Consider the following 16,818-nt stretch of genomic DNA (forward strand, 5'->3'; position numbering starts at 1 on the left):
TAAAAAAGCGGCAATGCTTTATATTAGCCTAAAATAATACCTATGAAAAAATTACTACTGCCGATATGTATCATTTTTGCGGCATGCGGGTCAGACGAAACCTATACCACTATAAGCGAAAATGAGCAAAACCTGCGTGGCAAATGGCAGTTGCAAAGCATAATACGCAATGGTTCGCCTTACGGCCTCGGTCAGTGCGAAGGCCAGAATACAGTTGAGTTTAAAGAATCAGGGGCTTATGCACAGCTCAATTATGGCAATGCAACCGGTTCATGCGCAATAGACTCAGTGGCAAACGGTAGCTACTTTTTTCAGAACGACAGTATTTTTGTAGATATCAATACCGATACCATTCGCACTTCGGCCATTTTAGAAGTCAATGCGCAAACGTTAAGGCTTAACAGCCGTATGTACCTGCCGCAAGATGTAGATGGCAGCGATGAGGTTATATTTACAAGGTTTAATCCGCAATAATTTTCATTTAACAACTCCTGGCACAATATGTGCTTCTTTATCTGCGTTTTAGAAAACCCACTCAGGGAGAATGGAGATAGACTGGATGAAGAAAAAAATGTGTTTGTGGCTGTGCAGCCTTACTATTACAGCCGCTACTGCTCAGGAAAAAATTATTATTGCCGGCGATACCCTAATCAACAACAGCCAGGCCACCCATAAAAATTCGGTTTACAGGCAGCTTATAGCCCCCACCATATTAATGGGCTTTGGTTCGCTGGCACTTACCAGCGATGGCATAAAGGGCTTTAACAGAAGCGTGCGCACGGTTATGAATGGCGATGAAGGCACTACAATTGATGACTATACACGCTATGCACCCGTGCTTTCGGTTTATGCATTAAATCTTGCGGGTATAAAGGGTAAAAACAATTTCAGGGACAGGACGGTTATTATGCTTACGGCTAACCTTTTAGCTGTAGGCACCACTATGGCGCTAAAAAAAGCGTGTGCCATAGAACGCCCTGATGGCAGTACAAACAATTCTTTCCCCAGCGGGCATACATCTATAGCTTTTGCCGGAGCCGAGTTTTTATGGCAGGAATATAAAGATGTAAGCCCATGGTATGGTGTGGCAGGCTATGTGGTAGCTGCCGGAACCGGCCTGTGCCGCATTTATAACGACCGCCACTGGCTTACCGATGTGGCTGCCGGGGCAGGTATAGGCATTTTAAGCACCAAGGTGGCCTACTGGATTTACCCCTGGATGCAACGCCAGCTTTTTGGAGAGAAAGAATCTAAATCTACCACCAGTGTTATGGCACTGCCTTTTTACAATGGAGAGCAGGGTGGGCTTAGCCTTGCCATTCAATTCTGACCTTTACAACAAAACATTTTTGAACCGTTAAACAAACCTGTTGTATTAAATAATTCCTGACATTTGCTGTAAAGCAAAATATAAATGGGACTCAAAATAATACTTACCGGGGCAACAGGCTTTGTGGGCGAAGGCGTGCTGCTGGAATGCCTTAATAACAATAATGTAGATAAAATACTTGTTATAGGCCGCAAAGGCACCGGGCTAACCGATAGCAAAATACAGGAGCTTGTTGTGCCCAACTTCTTTAGCCTGCATGGTTTTGAAGAACAGCTTAAGGGCTATGATGCCGTATTTTATTGCGCAGGAATAAGCTCGGTAGGGATGCAAGAGGCTGAATACACTAAAATTACTGTAGATACCCCACTTGCATTTGCGCACAAACTGCTTGAGGTTAACCCTGATATGGTGTTTTGCCATGTTTCAGGCCTGGGTACAGATGCTTCTGAAAAAGGCAAGGTAATGTGGGCACGCGTAAAAGGCAGGGCAGAGAATGAGCTGGCTAAGTTGCCGTTTAAAAAGGTGTATAACTTCCGCCCCGGGTTTATGAAGCCTACCGCAGGACAGCAAAATGTAAAAACATTCTACAGGATAATGGGTGCCATGTCTGGACTGATGAAACTGCTGTTCCCTAAAATATCGGGCACAGTGGCTCAGGTGGGGCAGGCCATGATAAACAGCGTTACAAAAGGCTATGATAAACAGGTGCTTGAAGTTGCCGACATAAAGAACCTTGCCGCCCAATAACCCGTAAACTTTTCGAAAATCTGTTAAAATACTTTTTATATATTTAACACATTGCAACAATAGTGTATATAAAAGGTAAAAATGAAAAAACTTTTACTCATTTTGGCGCTGCTGGCCCTGTTGCCGGCTGTTGCACAAAAGCATTTTCCTGATACGTTTGAAATAAAATCTGATACAGCCAGTTACATACCCCTGCCGGTAAGTAACTGGCAATATTTGCTTACTGATGAGGTTTTTACATATAAAGATGTAGCATTGGGTAAATATGATGCCGGGTTTAAACATGCACCACAAAAAGGGCTTGCCATGCCTGAAAAACAAAACCTGTGGCTGCGCTTTAAAATTAAAAACGGCCTTAGCAAGCCGCTTACCATTACGTTTCAGGAATATAATTACCATTGCCATTTATACGTAGCCGATAGCCTGGGTAAGGTACAGCAGTTTGAAACCGGCTCCTTAGTACCCTACAGCAAGCGCGATGGCTACAAACGCCTGCTTGAAATTCCGTATACGCTGCCGGCAGGTGCTACCATAACCGTCTACGAACATTCTGAAGGATTGCAGGGTTTTATAGAGCAGGTAAGCATAGGCATTGAATATAATATATTGCGTGATTACGTTCAGGACGATTACTACCTCTTTCAGCTGGTTATGGGGTCGGTACTGTTTGGCATTTTTATAATTGCCTTTTTATTCAACGCCTTCTTTTATTATGTGGTGCGCGAAAGGGTGTACCTAATGTATGGCATAACCCTGCTCCTGGCTGCCATAGCTTATTTCCATCTGCCGTTAAGGCTTTTAGTCTTAAAAGAAACCCCGGGATTGATAGAGTTTGTATGGTTTTTAAACGGGTCGTTCCTGTTGCAGATTTTTATTTTCACGGTGCTGCGGTTCCTTCGCACGGCAAAATACCATCCGTTACTCAATAAAATAATGCTTGTGGTTAATACTGCTTATATAGCGCTAAGTATTTACCGCTTTTACTTTGAAGGGCATACCAGTGAGGTACTGTTTATAATTTCGGTTACATTCAGGCTGATACTCTTGTTAGGGTTAATAGTTATACTGGTGTTAGACCTTATTAAAAAACGCACAATGGCCATGCTGTTCATGATAGCCATACTGCCTTTTTTGTGCATTTTTGTATACACCAGCACGAGTGAGCCCTGGGGCGTAATACCACAGGTTTGGGTTAATGCCATGGTAGTCTGGGCTGTAGTGGTAATGTCCTGGACGTTGTTTAACCGCTTTAAATACCTACAGCAGGAAAACGCGCGTGTAGCCCTTGAAAAAGAACGCCTTGCCCGTGAGAAGGAGGAGGAGCGCAATGAGCTTATTGCCCGCCAGAACGAAATGCTGGAGCAGCAGGTTGCCGCCCGTACTGCTGAGCTTGAACAATCATTGGCAGAGCTTAAACAAACCCAAAACCAGCTGATACAAAGTGAAAAAATGGCCAGCCTGGGCGAACTTACTGCCGGTATTGCCCATGAAATACAAAACCCGCTTAACTTTGTAAATAATTTTAGTGATGTAAGTGTAGAGCTGGTGCAGGAACTTAAAGAAGAACTTGAAAAAGGCGATATTGAAGAGGCTAACGCCATAGCCGACGACGTAGCCCAAAACCTTGAGAAAATAGCCCATCATGGCCGCCGTGCAGATGGTATTGTAAAAGGTATGCTGCAACACAGCCGCACATCATCAGGGCAAAAGGAGCCAACCGATATTAACATCCTTGCCGATGAATACCTGAGGCTCGCTTATCATGGGTTAAGGGCAAAAGATAAAAGCTTTAATGCCGAACTTATTACTAATTTTGCCGAAGGCATCCCTAAAATAAACGCCATGCCGCAGGATATTGGCCGTGTGCTGCTTAACCTGTTTACCAATGCGTTTTATGCCACACAGGAGAAAAGCAAACAGTCTCAGTCTCAGTTTTCAGGCAGTTACAAGCCAACAGTTGAGGTAAGCACACAGCTTGTGGGTAACACCGCCCGGATTGTTGTAAAAGATAACGGCATTGGCATTCCTGATGCCATTAAAGATAAGATATTGCAACCATTCTTTACCACGAAACCAACCGGCGAGGGTACCGGCCTGGGGCTAAGCCTTAGCTATGATATTGTAGTGAAAGCACATGGCGGAACCATTACTATTGTTAGCTCAGAGGGCCTGGGCGCCGAATTTATTATTACACTGCCCGTTTAAACAGCATACATTCAACACATGAAAAGAATATTTACTATCATCCTGTTTTTCTTATTTCTTGGTAAAGCCTTTGCTGCCGATCCTCCGCTAAAACCCTATTTAGTAAGTAAAGATGAGGCTAAGTATCTTAGGCTGCCCGATAGCTGCTACCATTATCTTGAAATGGACAGGCAACGGTTTACCCTTAAACAGGTAATTAAGAACGGTAATAAGGAAATCAGCCAACATGCCAGGCTGTTTGAAATGAACCTTACCAACAACCGTAACTACTGGGTGTGGTACCGTTTAAAAAACGACTCAAAAAATGCTTACATCGCTGCATTGTGTTCAGATTCAGGCACAAGCGATATATATGTGCTTGATAATGGCAAGTGGCATAATTATAAAACAGGCGATAATATTCCGTGGAGCGAGAAAAGCGGCGATAAGAATAACAATTATATACCCTATACCATTGAGGCAGGGCATGAAATCCTGGTATATATCAATGAACGCGGATACCTTTCTTCGCCAAAAATCGGCAACTTTGTTAAAATAGTGCAGGACACTTATATAAACAAGGTTATATTTACCTCAGAGCACGTAGTGTCGTTTGGCCTTGCCGGTTTTATCTTGTTTGGTATGGTGTTTAATCTGTTATTTTACTATGTATCAAGGGAAAAGCTCTACCTGGTTTACTCATTCCTGCTGTTTTTTGCAGCCCTTACCATTGCTGACAGTGCCATACAGGAACTCTATTTTAAAGAGCACACACAATGGTACGGCCCTTTTGAAGTGTTTGAAGGCCTGGGCTTTGTAATCATGTTTATTTACACGTTCAGGTACTTTTTTAACATGAAAGACTACTTCCCCAGGTTGGATAAGATACTTACTTATTTTCCGCACTTTCTGTTTGGTTGCCTCCTGATAATGCTTGGGCTATACCTGTGTAATGATGTAGAAAACTTAAAAGTATTAACCGTTTCATTGCTTATATTGCTTGGATTTGCAGGCCTTAGTGCAGGTGTGCTTTTTATAGGGTTTTTAGTTATATTAGTCTGGGTATTAATAATATTCGCAAGGCGAAAAGACAAGGAAGCCCGCCTGTTTACCATAGCGGTAGTGCCATTTTTTGCAAGTTTTATAGTGTCAATATTTGTAGATTGGGAATGGACAACATCTGCCGCTACAGTATGGGCTATCCTTATACTTTCATGGGGGTTATTTGCCCGCTATAAAGACCTGCAGATAGAAAACGCCCGTGTGGCGCTTGAAAAAGAAGAAGAGCGCAACCGCCTTATAGCCCAGCAAAACGAACTGCTTGAGCACCAGGTGGCTGAGCGTACTGCCGAACTCGAGCACTCGCTTGAGGAGCTTAAGCAAACCCAGAACCAGCTGATACAGAGCGAGAAAATGGCAAGCCTGGGTGAGCTCACCGCAGGGATTGCCCACGAAATTCAGAACCCGCTTAACTTTGTAAATAACTTTAGCGATGTAAGTATTGAACTGCTCGATGAAATGCAGGAAGAGCTTGATAACGGTGATACTGAAGAGGTTAAAGCCATTGCAGGAGATATAAAGCAAAACCTTGAAAAGATAGCCCACCATGGCCGCCGTGCCGATAGTATTGTTAAGGGTATGCTGCAACACAGCCGTGCTTCAAGCGGGCAAAAAGAGCCAACAGACATCAATGCCCTGGCAGATGAATACTTAAGGCTGGCCTACCACGGACTTCGTGCCAAAGATAAAAGCTTTAATGCCAGCCTGGTAACGCATTTTGCTGAAGATTTGCCAAAGATTAAGGTGCTTCCGCAAGATGTAGGCCGTGTGCTGCTTAACCTGTTTACCAATGCGTTTTATGCCACACAGCAAAAGGGCAGGCAGCTGGCTGATGAAACCTACAAGCCTACTGTTGAGGTAACTACCACGCTTAAAGATGATTCGGTTGAGATAATTGTGAAAGATAACGGTACCGGCATTCCTGATGCTATTCAGGACAAGATATTACAGCCGTTCTTTACCACCAAGCCTACTGGCGAGGGCACCGGCCTGGGCCTTAGCCTGAGCTATGATATTGTAGTTAAGGCACATGGCGGTACAATTGATATTGAAAGTGCCGAAGGGCAGGGGGCAACCTTTATAATTAACCTGCCTTTAAACGGTTAACCCCGTTTTAATAAGCAGAAATTACTATATTTAACAACTTTTAAGCCATATCCTCATGAAAATACTGGTAGTAGATGATGAGGCTGATGTACAGCCGCTGTTCCTGCAACGCTTTCGTAAAGAGATTAAAAATCAGGAAGTTGACTTTAGTTTTGCCCTTTCGGGAGAAGAGGCGCTGGAGTACCTGTTTGGCCATCCCAGCGAAGTGGTGCTGATACTCAGTGATATAAATATGCCCGGCATGAGCGGGCTGGAACTGCTTACCAAAATCAGGAAGGAATATGATGTTCCACCGCCTGTAATTATGATGGTTACGGCATATGGCGATGAAGAAAACCACCGCCAGGCCATAGAGCGCGGAGCCGATGATTTTTTAACCAAACCACTTGATTTTAACGTGCTTAAAGACAAGCTAAAACATATTACAGAATAATGGCCAAGATACTTGTTGTAGACGATGAAGCTGATCTTGAGATACTTGTAAAGCAAAAGTTCCGTAAAAAGATACGGGAGAACATCTATGAGTTTGTGTTTGCCCAAAACGGCGAGGAGGCACTACAGCGTGTTAAAGAGCACCCGGACCTCGATATAGTGCTGAGTGACATCAACATGCCGGTTATGGACGGCCTTACCCTGCTGGGGCACCTGCCCGAAGCCAACCCCACCCTCAAGGCGGTGGTGGTATCGGCATATGGTGATTTACAGAACATTAGGGCTGCCATGAACCGCGGTGCCTTTGATTTTGTGGTGAAACCCGTTGATTTTGACGACCTTGACCTTACCATGCAAAAAACCATAGACCATGTGCGCCAGTTGCAGGAAACCATTAAGGCAATCAAGGAAAACAACATCCTCAAAATGTATGTAGATGAGAATGTTATCAACTTTATGGCGGGTAAGGAGCTGGAAAACAGCTTATTGAGAAATGAGCTGCTTGAGGCGTCAGTGCTCTTTGTTGACGTTTGCGGCTTTACTTCTATAACCGAACAGGCACCTGCTAATGAAGTGGTAAGCTTGCTTAATACGCTGTTTGACAGCATAGTAAAAGAAATTATAGCCCAGGGTGGGCACGTAGATAAGTTTATGGGCGATGCCGTAATGGCCGTATTTAGAGGCGATTACAACCTTGACCGTGCCATAGATGCAGCCCTTGCGGTTAAGTCGCATATTGCTGGTGTTGAGTCTTTTAGCCTTGGTGGGTTAGACTACAAGCCCCAGGTGTCTATAGGTGTTAACTGTGGCGAGATGATTTCGGGCAATATAGGCTCGGTTTCGCTCAAAAGGCTTGATTATACGGTAATTGGCGATGCCGTAAACCTGGCGCAGCGCCTGCAAAGTGCCGCAAAGCCGGGGCAAATACTTATACCGGAGGCTGTTTACGAAAAAGCCAGGGAATCATTTCAATGCATTCCGGCAGGAGAATTCAACCTCAAAAACAAGTCAAAACCGGTAGTTGCCTACGAAGTTGTTGGATAAAGTAAATTCTTGCAATTTAAGATAATTTTAACGCTAATTCTTCACTTTTGGAGTTCAATATTGGCTAAAGCCGTTTCATGTTTCAAGTTTCAGGTTATTGTATGTTGAACCACTCCGGTCCAAAACCTGAAACTTTAAACTTTAAACCTGAAACTAAGATCTACTTTTGTTTTTCCCTGCGGCAACTTTGCTCATCTAAATATTCTAATAAAAGGTATACACCCATCATTAGTGCAAGTAACCCGAAAGGGAGTACCGTTAGCCATTTTATCCTCACAATATAAAAGAAGGGGGTAAATATGGCGGTGCAGTTGTTGCTGTCAATTATGTTTAGGGTTATAATGTTCTCGGCCACATCAAGCAGGCCGGGCAGCAGGCACAGCCAGGTGTAGTGCAGTTTGCTCAGCTTTAGCAGGTGCCCCATAAGCTGTATGGAATAGTAAAACAGCAGGGTGTAGCACACTATAAACCCAAAATCAAGCAGCAGGTTGTGGCGCAGGGCTGTTTCCTGGCCGTTAATCATAAAGCACAGGTCGCCCGGTGTGCAGCTAAACTGTAGGGCCAAAATGTTTTCTACCTTAAAATAAGGGGCTAAAAACCATGTTGCCGTTAGGGCCGTTGCGCTAAAGCAGGCCAGCCACAGCTGTTTAAGTACTTTGCTGGATTTCATCGGTGCGAATTTTTTGGTATTCCTCAAAATTAAACTTCTTAAGCTGCTCAATGGCGGCAAGGGCACCGCTTACAAACAGTTTCTCCTTGGTTTCTTTCCCCATCCAGAAATCAAGCCAGTTAAAACCCTTTGTGTTAACCAGCACCACGCGCGATTTTATCTCATCGGTACTGTTTAAAAAGTCGTTATCATAAAAATTCCTGAAGGTAGAAAGAAACGAAACAATGTAGTTCCACAGGTTAACCCCCTTAAAGTCAGAAACCGTATCGCGCTCGCTAAGCAGCACCCCAAACGTGGGGAAACGCGGGCGCTCTACCGTATGGTTATGAAATTCCCTTATGGGGAAGTTGCTCAGCATACCGCCGTCTACAAAACGGGTATCAACCACTTTTGCCTGGTTTTGCGGGTAGTTGTCTACGTGTCCTGTTCCGGGTATAAAGGTTTCAAACACAAACGGTATAGACATAGAGGCCCTTACATAAGCCGCGGGGTTTACATTTTCGCTGGGGTTCCAGTAGTCTACTGCCCGCTGCGGAAACTTCACAATGCGGTTGTGTGTAAGGTTGCTGGCAATAAACAGTATGCTTGCTGATTCTTTAGTATTGTCCCTGCCGTCAAACGTGTTTTCGGTTTTCATGCGGTTTTGCAGCTGGTGTGTGGTGTGTATGCCCACAAACGGGTGGCGCAGTATTTTGGTAATCCAGTCATAAAACGCCTTGCCGGGGTTAATGCCAAAATTTTTGCCCAGCACGGCAATGGCCAGTATGTACACAAATACCGGGAACACCAAAAGCGACATAGGCCCCACGAAAAAGTCGTAAAAACGGCTCTCGCAGGTAGAGCAGTTGTTTTTAAATATGTTGCCCAATACTATATATAAGGTAACAAACACTGCAGCCCATATAAGCAGGAAGCCCCATTTAACCACCTTAAAATTGCGGATAAGCGTTTCCTGCAGGCGGCCTACAAAACCCGGCCTGTCCATAAATTCATGAAAATGACTGTTGGCTATAATGTGCGCCAGCAGTTCGCTTTTGGTAGCCTGCGTGCCCGGCTCAAAAGCCGATTCCATTTTATATACCTTATCGGGCACTGCACCCAGTAGTATGGTGTTAATAGCCCCGGCGCTGGTACCACCCAGGCTGTAAAAGCGCACCCCGGCCTTTTCCATAATATAGGTATAGCCCACCAGTGCAATGCCATACATGCCGCCGCCCTGTTGCACCAGGTCAACAATAGGGCGCTTGTATTCTTTACCGTTAAAGGTTTCGGTATGGCGCGCCTCGCTAATGTACTTAGGGTCAATGATGGTATCACCGGGCAGCAGCTTGCCTTTCAGGTCACCCGCAATGGCTTTGGTGTATTCCTCATCGGCCTTTTTAAGCAGCGCTGCGGTATTGGCCATGGCCAGCTGCTCATCGGGCTCATGGGTAATGCCTTCATTTTTAAGGCTGTTTATAAAACCGGCTGTGCTTTCCATGTGGTTAATAGCTAATAAGTTATGGTGTGGTTTTGCAGTACAATGTTACCAAACTTTTTGCAGGTTTTATATACCCATGTGTAGGTATTTGCTGCCATAACCTTAACATTACAAAGAATTAATGTTAAGGTGCACTTTTTACAAAATCAGTGCAGCGTTTTCAGCATTCTAAAAATCAATGTTTTGTGTTCTCCCTTTGTACCCTTTGTGTTCATTGTGTCTAAAAAATAATCATAGTGTTGCGAATACTTTTTATCACAAAGGGCACAAAGACACAATGAACACAAAGAAAAAAATATGAGGTTTTAAATTATTAAAAATCAATGCTTTGTGTTCTTCCTTTGTGGCCTTGGTGTCTTTGTGTTTTAAAAAATCTCAACCTCTTGCTGACCATTGTGTCAAGAAAACAGCAATATACTTCATAAAAAAAGGGCACTCCCGTGTACCGGAAATGCCCCTTTTTATGTTTTTACGTTAAGGCGGTTATTGAAAAAGCAGCGCCCCTACGGCCTTCTACCCGTTGCAAGCCTGTACAAAATACCTATAATAGCAAGCACAAGCAAAATGTGTATAAGTGAGCCAACTGCTTCACCAAAACCAAAATATCCTACAGCCCATCCTATAAGGAGGATAACAACAATAAGCCAGATTAAATCTCTCATGACGTAATATTTTTAATAGTTAGTAGTATAAAATTACTCATAACAGCGCCTGAGTGTTAACATATTAAGAATCCTTTAATAGCCAAACTTTTCTTAATAAATTCATTGAAAAATCAGCAATACTTTTTAGAATTCACTACATTTGTATAATTCATTTGTTATGCAAGCACCACTAAAAATTGCAGTGGCAGGCGCCGGACTTGTAGGTTCCCTGCTGGCAATATACCTAAAGCGCGCAGGCCACACCGTTCATGTGTTTGACCGCAGCCCAGATATCCGCAACGTAAATTTTTCAGGCCGTTCTATAAACCTTGCCCTTAGCCAGCGTGGCTGGCGTGCGCTTGACGAGGTAGGCCTGGGCGATGAAATCCGCAACATTGCAATACCCATGGACAAGCGTGCCATACACATGGCCGATAACAGCCTTAACTACCAGTATTATGGCAAAGATGGCGAGAGTATTTATTCGCTGTCGCGCGGTGGGCTTAACCGCAAAATGGTAAGCCTGGCCGAAGCTGAAGGGGTGGAGTTCTTTTTTGAAACCCGCATTTGGGATGTAAACCTGCAAACCGCTACCTTATATACAGGAGAAACCGAGCGCGGCGCCTGGAGCGAATTACAATATGATATGGTGTTTGGTGCCGATGGGGCATTTAGCCGCATACGCCACCGCATGCAACGCCAGAATATGTTTAACTATTCGCAAAACTTCCTCAATACAGGCTACAAAGAGCTTAACATTCCGGCCAATGCCGATGGTACCCACAAGCTCGATACAAACTCTTTCCACATCTGGCCACGCGGCGCATTTATGCTTATAGCCATGCCCAATGTAGATGGCAGCTTTACCTGCACGCTGTTTATGCCTTTTGAAGGCGAAAACTCTTTCGAATCGTTAAAAGACAAGCAAACGCTTGAAGCGTTTTTTGCACAGCACTTCCCCTCAACGCAGGATGTTATACCTAATTTAGTAGAAGACTTCTTTAAAAACCCAACCAGCTCGCTGGTAACCATGAAGTGCTACCCGTGGGTGTTTGAAGACAAGGTAGCCCTTATAGGCGATGCCTGCCACGCCATTGTTCCGTTTTACGGCCACGGCATGAACGCCGGTTTTGAAGACATTACCATACTAAGCCAGATGATGGAGCAATACGGCAACGACTGGGCTACTATATTATCGGAATACCAAAAGAGCCGCAAGCCAAATGCCGATGCCATTGCAGAGCTGTCATACCGCAACTTTATGGAAATGAGCGTAGATACGGCAAACCCTGATTTTCACCTGCGCAAAAAGATAGAAAAATGGTTTAGCGAGCGCCACCCCGATAAGTGGCTGCCGCTGTACAGCCGCGTTACCTTTAGCCACCGCCCGTATGCCGAGGCGCTTGCCATAGGCGACAGGCAAAAAGCCATAATGGACGAGGTTATGAAGCTCGATGGCATAACCGATAACTGGGATAAGCCCGTCACAGAACAACATATATTAAGGTTACTGGAGCAGGATACTCTTACTACTTAAAAATATCTAATCCCTCTTTGAGGGATTTTTTGTATCCCAACATATCCCTATCATTAGGTATTTTTACCTGTTTTTTAAAAGTGTATAAATGCGTATTGCTAAAAGTGTTAAATTCAATCGAAATTTTAATTCTGATGAACGATACTTTACAAAAAGCTCTCATTCGCATTGACCAATTACAGCATCAGGTTGATAGCTTGAAAAATTCTCACACTATTCAAAAAATTAATTATGAAGCTGTAGAAAAAATGGATGTCGTAGAAAAAGTTAACGCTTTCTATGATTCTTCATGGAATAAAATGCTTTGGGTTATGGGTATATTTGTCACATTAGTTGGGATTGCATTACCCTTGGTGATTCAGTGGATGCAGCAACGTAGCTTTAAAAGAGTGACTGATGAAATTGTTGGAAATGCTACCGCAAAGTTTAATACAAGGGTTCAAGAATTAGGTCTGGAGCATAGTAATAAAATTGACGAACTTAACAATAGTTTTGAAACTCAAATTAATCAACTTTCTAATAGTAATAGTGAGGAGTTACAGGTGTTAAATAATACATTCTCAGATATAACTAAAAATATTCAACAACAATTAGAAACTGGTATAGAAGATTTAAAAAAGACGGCAGAAAGTGCATATTGGAATGCAGAAGCCAATTTATATTCGATTCTTTCTGTCAAAGCTGAAGAGGCAGGTAGAAAATTTGATGCTTGTTTTTATGCTATATCTACATTTTTAGCTGATGATGCTGCTGGAAACGTCGCAAGGGCTGAAAATGGAATTGAATTTGTAGTTGCTACTATAAAAGAGTTAGATGTTGAAGAATTAGTTGAAAAGAAAGATGAATTGATCCATGCAAATTTTAGTGAGTTTAATTTTACTAGATTATTTGAAGAATTAATTAAAGAGGCTAATCCTAGATATCTTCCGCATCTAAATGCTCTCCAACAATATTGTGGTTCTATAGGTATTGTTATTAGTGTTTAGAAGGATATTGCTTCATAAACATACAATAATAGCACTCATATAGGGGCTTTTAGCATAAAACAGGCTAAAAGCCCCTTTGTTTTTTACACTACTGTTAGAAACAATTAACAATTAGATAGTAAATGTAACTTTTATAATTACCTATATTTACGGCCTGTAAATGGTGTAAAACGGTGTTTGGGTGGTGTAAAAGCCATAATGGTGCGCTAAACCATAAGTAAAAGTGTAGTTTTTAAACTTTTTTTAGGGTGTGCACAATAAACTAAAACGTTTTATGTTATTTATAGGCATTTTAAAATAAATTGAAATAATTAATAATGAAAGGTAGTTTTGGTTCTGTAAAAATTAAAAATGCATAAATATTTTTTGCAATAAATGGACGTATTTTCGGTTAAATGTTGAATAAATTATTGTTAAGAATTGAGAAAAAAAACCAATTTGTTTTTTTTAACCCCTAATAATATAAATTTGCCCATCTTATTAAAAAAACAACACAGTAAGAAACTATTATTAAAAATCAGAAAAACTAAATTTTAAATCGAAATGGCAAACGCAACAGTTCAAAAGGTTGAGAAAAAAGACGCTTCTGCTTCTAAAGGATCAAACGTATTCGCTCTATTAGCAATGGTAGCATGTATCTTTGTAGGTTTCCTTGTATGGAAATTTATCATGGGTGCTCCTGCAAACTTCCAGAATGAGGCAGAAATGATTAGAGACGGCGCTGAGGCCGGTCACCCAAAAGAAGGTAACTACCTTGCAATGGTATACAAAGGTGGTTTCGTGGTACCTGTGCTTATGGGCCTTTTCCTTATGGCAGTAGTATTCTCTATAGAGCGTTTTATTGTTATAGGTAAAGCTGCTGGTAAAGGTAGCGTTGAGAAATTTGTTGCTAAAGTGCAAAAACAAATAGCTGGCGGTAACATTAACGAAGCTCTTGCTGAGTGCGACAAGCAACAAGGTACTGTAGCTAACGTAATTAAAGCCGGTCTTCTTAAGTATGAAGAAGTTAAGCGCGAAGGCTTTGACAGCGAAAGGGCTGAGGCTGCTATCCAGCAGGAAATTGAAGAGGCTACTGCCCTTGAAATGCCAATGCTAGAAAAGAACCTTGTTATCATCTCTACGCTTGTATCAATTGGTACGCTAATGGGTCTACTGGGTACAGTAACAGGTATGATCAAGGCGTTCTCTGCTCTTGGTGCCGGTACAACTCCAGACTCTGCACAGCTTGCAAACGGTATCTCTGAAGCACTTATCAACACTGCAACAGGTATCTCTACTTCAACTCTTGCAATTATTGCTTACAACTCATTTACTTCTAAAATAGACAAACTTACTTACTCTATTGACGAGGCTGGCTTTACAATTACCCAAACCTACAGGAGGTTCAGGGCTCGTGCCAACAACGCTTAATTAAGTACAGTAGTAGGTTTTAACAATAATGCGGCGGTAAAGTGCGTTTATATATAAAAGCGCTTTACTGCGGCTATAAATAAAGAAATAAATGGCTAAAGTTAAAATATCAAAGAAAAGCACCAGGATAGACATGACCGCCATGTGCGACGTGGCCTTCCTTCTGCTGTCTTTCTTTATCATGAGCGCCACAGCCAAGCAGCCAGAACCTAAGGCGGTAGATGTACCTGCCTCTACGGTTATAGAAAAGCTGCCTGAAGAAGGTGTAGCCGTTATTACCGTGGGAGAAAAACAGGTGTTTTTCACCATCCCAAGGGATATAAGGGTACTTACACTCGAAAAAATGGCTACGCTAAAAGGTACTTCTTTTACCGCTGAGGAAAAGAAGAAATTTGAAGGTATGGACGGCTTTGGTGTGCCGCTAAGCCAGCTTAAGGCACTTCTTAAGCTTGAAAACGCAGAGCGCAATACACCGGGCCTACAAAAAGGTATTCCGTATGATTCAGTAGGCAACCAGCTTGGTGACTGGGTTCAGCAGGCAAGGTATGCTAACAGGGAGTGGCTTAACGAAAGGATAGCCGCAGGCGAAGAGAACGTTAAGTTCAGGGATCTTGACATAGCCATTAAAGGCGATGCCAAAGAAAACTTTACTACGGTACAACAGGTTATAGACATACTGCAGGACCAGAAAAAGAACAAGTTCTACCTGGTAACAAACCTGCGCGGAGAAAATTTCTAATATTATAATACATAATATAAAATGGCAGAATTAAATACCGGCGACGGTGGCGGTGGCAAAGGCAAAAAGGTAAGAAGTAAAAAAAGCAACCCGGGTGTAGACTTAACTGCAATGGTTGACCTTGCTTTCCTTCTTATTACCTTCTTCATGCTTACCACATCGCTTGCTAAAAAACAGGCCATGGAGCTGGCTATGCCGGATAAGGATAAAAAAGATCCTCAGCCAGACAGTACTACTAAGATTCCTGAAGAAAGGATGATGACCATCCTTATAGGTAAAGACAACCGTATCCTTTGGTACATGGGTAAATTCGATGCTCCTACTATACCGCCTACTGAAGCTAAATTTGGTAAAGATGGTATAAGGCAGGATCTTCTTAAAAACGTTGCCCTTGGTAAAGAGTATGCTAAAAGGGAAGGTAAGCCTGAACAGGGCCTTGTAGTAAACATTAAGGCCAGCGATGCTGCTACGTTTAAAAACGTGGTAGATATTCTGGATGAAATGGCTATAACGCACCCACAGCTGTATGCCATAGGCGATATAACTCTGGGCGAGATTGACCTATTGAAACAAACAGGCGTTTATTAATCCTCACCTTTAAAACAATAAGATTATGAGTTTATTTGATAAAGGATGGATAGACCTTGTGTTTGAAGGCCGTAACAAAAGCTACGGTGCTTACAAGCTTAGGTCAGAAAATCCTAAAACTACAGTTATAGCGCTTGCCTGCGGAGCTTTCCTGTTCTCGGCTATGGTGGCTGCCCCGCTTATTTACAGTGAGCTTAAGGAAAGCCTTGCCAAGAATGACGGCCCGGTTGTAGACGAAAAAATTGAGCTGGTAGAAATACCCGATGAACCGGTAGAAGTTGAAGAGCTTCCACCGCCACCACCAGAGGTTAAAATTGTACAGGCTCCTAAATCAGTGGTAGACGAGGTTAAGTTTAAGCCTCTTGAAGCTGAAGACAAAAAGAAAATTGTTGAGCCTATCATTAGCCAGGAAGACCTTAAGGATGCTACACCGTCTAACCAGACAAAAGCGGCAGACCTTAGTGCAGGTGATATTAACATCGATGTGTATGCGGGCGACCTTGATAAAGGTGTAGAGCCGGCTACCCCAAGCGATGAGCCTATCAACTATGCGGCACTACAGGTTAAGCCTGAGTTCCCTGGTGGTATGGATAAGTTTTATGAGTTTGTAAGGAAGAACTTCAGGAACCCTGACGTAGACAGGGAAACTAACCTTAAAATCACGGTTTCTTTCGTGGTAGAAAGAGATGGTTCGCTTTCTAACATTAAAGTGCTTAAAGACCCGGGCTATGGCGCAGGTAAAGAAGCAGAACGTGTGTTGAAAAGCCTTAAAACCAAGTGGAATCCGGGTATACAGAATGGTAAGCCTGTAAGGGCAAACTACATTCTTCCTATCACCATGAAGATTCAACCTAATTAACA

16 protein-coding genes are annotated in these 16,818 nt (G+C 42.8%); 13 read left to right on the plus strand and 3 right to left on the minus strand.

The features are described 5' to 3' along the window. The first annotated feature begins 42 nt into the window (after nt 1-42). The 7 genes from AM279_RS16870 (at nt 43) to AM279_RS16900 (ending at nt 7,903) form a co-directional block, all read left to right on the plus strand. Nucleotides 43-474, plus strand: a complete 432-nt coding sequence (locus tag AM279_RS16870; protein WP_054409197.1) for a lipocalin-like domain-containing protein — start codon at nt 43-45, stop codon at nt 472-474. A gap of 70 nt (nt 475-544) precedes the next feature. Then, nucleotides 545-1,330 carry a phosphatase PAP2 family protein gene (locus AM279_RS16875; protein WP_236688525.1) on the plus strand — a complete coding sequence of 262 codons (786 nt, stop codon included), beginning with the start codon at nt 545-547 and terminating at the stop codon, nt 1,328-1,330. 84 nt (nt 1,331-1,414) lie between these two features. Further along, nucleotides 1,415-2,077, plus strand: a complete 663-nt coding sequence (locus AM279_RS16880) for an NAD-dependent epimerase/dehydratase family protein (protein ID WP_054409199.1) — start codon at nt 1,415-1,417, stop codon at nt 2,075-2,077. Between the two features lie 81 nt (nt 2,078-2,158). After that, the gene (locus tag AM279_RS16885) at nt 2,159-4,282 is read left to right on the plus strand and encodes a sensor histidine kinase (protein WP_074961612.1); all 2,124 of its coding nucleotides are present in this window, start codon (nt 2,159-2,161) and stop codon (nt 4,280-4,282) included. 18 nt (nt 4,283-4,300) lie between these two features. Beyond that, a complete protein-coding gene (locus AM279_RS16890; protein WP_054409201.1) occupies nt 4,301-6,427 on the plus strand; it encodes an ATP-binding protein in 2,127 nt (708 codons plus the stop codon). 55 nt (nt 6,428-6,482) lie between these two features. Beyond that, nucleotides 6,483-6,860 (plus strand): response regulator, encoded by a 378-nt coding sequence (locus AM279_RS16895; RefSeq protein WP_054409203.1) that lies wholly within the window; start codon nt 6,483-6,485, stop codon nt 6,858-6,860. Beyond that, nucleotides 6,860-7,903: an adenylate/guanylate cyclase domain-containing protein gene (locus AM279_RS16900; protein ID WP_201782555.1), complete on the plus strand. Its 1,044-nt coding sequence runs from the start codon at nt 6,860-6,862 to the stop codon at nt 7,901-7,903. Before AM279_RS16895 ends, AM279_RS16900 begins: the two co-directional genes overlap by 1 nt. 160 nt (nt 7,904-8,063) lie before the next feature. Here the strand turns inward: AM279_RS16900 and AM279_RS16905 are convergent, their stop codons facing one another. The 3 genes from AM279_RS16905 to AM279_RS20535 form a co-directional block, all read right to left on the minus strand. Continuing rightward, the gene (locus AM279_RS16905; protein ID WP_054409207.1) at nt 8,064-8,573 is read right to left on the minus strand and encodes a hypothetical protein; all 510 of its coding nucleotides are present in this window, start codon (nt 8,571-8,573) and stop codon (nt 8,064-8,066) included. Next, nucleotides 8,551-10,053 (minus strand): patatin-like phospholipase family protein, encoded by a 1,503-nt coding sequence (locus AM279_RS16910; RefSeq protein WP_054409209.1) that lies wholly within the window; start codon nt 10,051-10,053, stop codon nt 8,551-8,553. The genes AM279_RS16905 and AM279_RS16910 overlap by 23 nt, the downstream gene beginning before the upstream one ends. A gap of 503 nt (nt 10,054-10,556) precedes the next feature. Next, a complete protein-coding gene (locus tag AM279_RS20535) occupies nt 10,557-10,715 on the minus strand; it encodes a lmo0937 family membrane protein (RefSeq protein ID WP_054409211.1) in 159 nt (52 codons plus the stop codon). Between the two features lie 160 nt (nt 10,716-10,875). Here AM279_RS20535 and AM279_RS16915 point away from each other — a divergent pair, with 160 nt between their 5' ends. From AM279_RS16915 to AM279_RS16940, 6 genes are all read left to right on the plus strand, one after another. After that, the gene (locus AM279_RS16915; protein ID WP_054409213.1) at nt 10,876-12,234 is read left to right on the plus strand and encodes an FAD-dependent oxidoreductase; all 1,359 of its coding nucleotides are present in this window, start codon (nt 10,876-10,878) and stop codon (nt 12,232-12,234) included. Nucleotides 12,235-12,368: 134 nt separating this feature from the next. Then, the gene (locus AM279_RS16920; RefSeq protein WP_143090409.1) at nt 12,369-13,220 is read left to right on the plus strand and encodes a hypothetical protein; all 852 of its coding nucleotides are present in this window, start codon (nt 12,369-12,371) and stop codon (nt 13,218-13,220) included. A 543-nt stretch (nt 13,221-13,763) separates the two neighbouring features. Continuing rightward, the gene (locus tag AM279_RS16925; protein WP_054409216.1) at nt 13,764-14,630 is read left to right on the plus strand and encodes a MotA/TolQ/ExbB proton channel family protein; all 867 of its coding nucleotides are present in this window, start codon (nt 13,764-13,766) and stop codon (nt 14,628-14,630) included. A gap of 91 nt (nt 14,631-14,721) precedes the next feature. After that, entirely contained in the window at nt 14,722-15,369 is a 648-nt protein-coding gene (locus AM279_RS16930; protein WP_054409218.1) for an ExbD/TolR family protein, read from the plus strand. Nucleotides 15,370-15,390: 21 nt separating this feature from the next. Continuing rightward, complete coding sequence (locus AM279_RS16935; RefSeq protein ID WP_054409219.1) at nt 15,391-15,957, plus strand: ExbD/TolR family protein; 567 nt, start codon at nt 15,391-15,393, stop codon at nt 15,955-15,957. A gap of 25 nt (nt 15,958-15,982) precedes the next feature. Beyond that, nucleotides 15,983-16,816, plus strand: a complete 834-nt coding sequence (locus AM279_RS16940; RefSeq protein WP_054409221.1) for an energy transducer TonB — start codon at nt 15,983-15,985, stop codon at nt 16,814-16,816. The last annotated feature ends 2 nt before the right edge of the window (nt 16,817-16,818 follow it).

Origin of the sequence: Flavobacterium akiainvivens (genome assembly GCF_001278115.1) — a bacterium.
In the GTDB taxonomy this organism is placed as follows: domain Bacteria; phylum Bacteroidota; class Bacteroidia; order Flavobacteriales; family Flavobacteriaceae; genus Flavobacterium; species Flavobacterium akiainvivens.

Bases quoted from the DNA above. Each gene is read 5' to 3' on its own strand.
- AM279_RS16910 (WP_054409209.1), bottom strand. From the start codon at position 10,053: ATGGAAAGCACAGCCGGTTTTATAAACAGCCTTAAAAATGAAGGCATT.
- AM279_RS16900 (WP_201782555.1), top strand. From the start codon at position 6,860: ATGGCCAAGATACTTGTTGTAGACGATGAAGCTGATCTTGAGATACTT.
- AM279_RS16935 (WP_054409219.1), top strand. From the start codon at position 15,391: ATGGCAGAATTAAATACCGGCGACGGTGGCGGTGGCAAAGGCAAAAAG.
- AM279_RS20535 (WP_054409211.1), bottom strand. From the start codon at position 10,715: ATGAGAGATTTAATCTGGCTTATTGTTGTTATCCTCCTTATAGGATGG.
- AM279_RS16940 (WP_054409221.1), top strand. From the start codon at position 15,983: ATGAGTTTATTTGATAAAGGATGGATAGACCTTGTGTTTGAAGGCCGT.
- AM279_RS16925 (WP_054409216.1), top strand. From the start codon at position 13,764: ATGGCAAACGCAACAGTTCAAAAGGTTGAGAAAAAAGACGCTTCTGCT.
- AM279_RS16880 (WP_054409199.1), top strand. From the start codon at position 1,415: ATGGGACTCAAAATAATACTTACCGGGGCAACAGGCTTTGTGGGCGAA.
- AM279_RS16890 (WP_054409201.1), top strand. From the start codon at position 4,301: ATGAAAAGAATATTTACTATCATCCTGTTTTTCTTATTTCTTGGTAAA.
- AM279_RS16920 (WP_143090409.1), top strand. From the start codon at position 12,369: ATGAACGATACTTTACAAAAAGCTCTCATTCGCATTGACCAATTACAG.
- AM279_RS16875 (WP_236688525.1), top strand. From the start codon at position 545: ATGGAGATAGACTGGATGAAGAAAAAAATGTGTTTGTGGCTGTGCAGC.
- AM279_RS16885 (WP_074961612.1), top strand. From the start codon at position 2,159: ATGAAAAAACTTTTACTCATTTTGGCGCTGCTGGCCCTGTTGCCGGCT.
- AM279_RS16915 (WP_054409213.1), top strand. From the start codon at position 10,876: ATGCAAGCACCACTAAAAATTGCAGTGGCAGGCGCCGGACTTGTAGGT.
- AM279_RS16930 (WP_054409218.1), top strand. From the start codon at position 14,722: ATGGCTAAAGTTAAAATATCAAAGAAAAGCACCAGGATAGACATGACC.
- AM279_RS16905 (WP_054409207.1), bottom strand. From the start codon at position 8,573: ATGAAATCCAGCAAAGTACTTAAACAGCTGTGGCTGGCCTGCTTTAGC.
- AM279_RS16895 (WP_054409203.1), top strand. From the start codon at position 6,483: ATGAAAATACTGGTAGTAGATGATGAGGCTGATGTACAGCCGCTGTTC.
- AM279_RS16870 (WP_054409197.1), top strand. From the start codon at position 43: ATGAAAAAATTACTACTGCCGATATGTATCATTTTTGCGGCATGCGGG.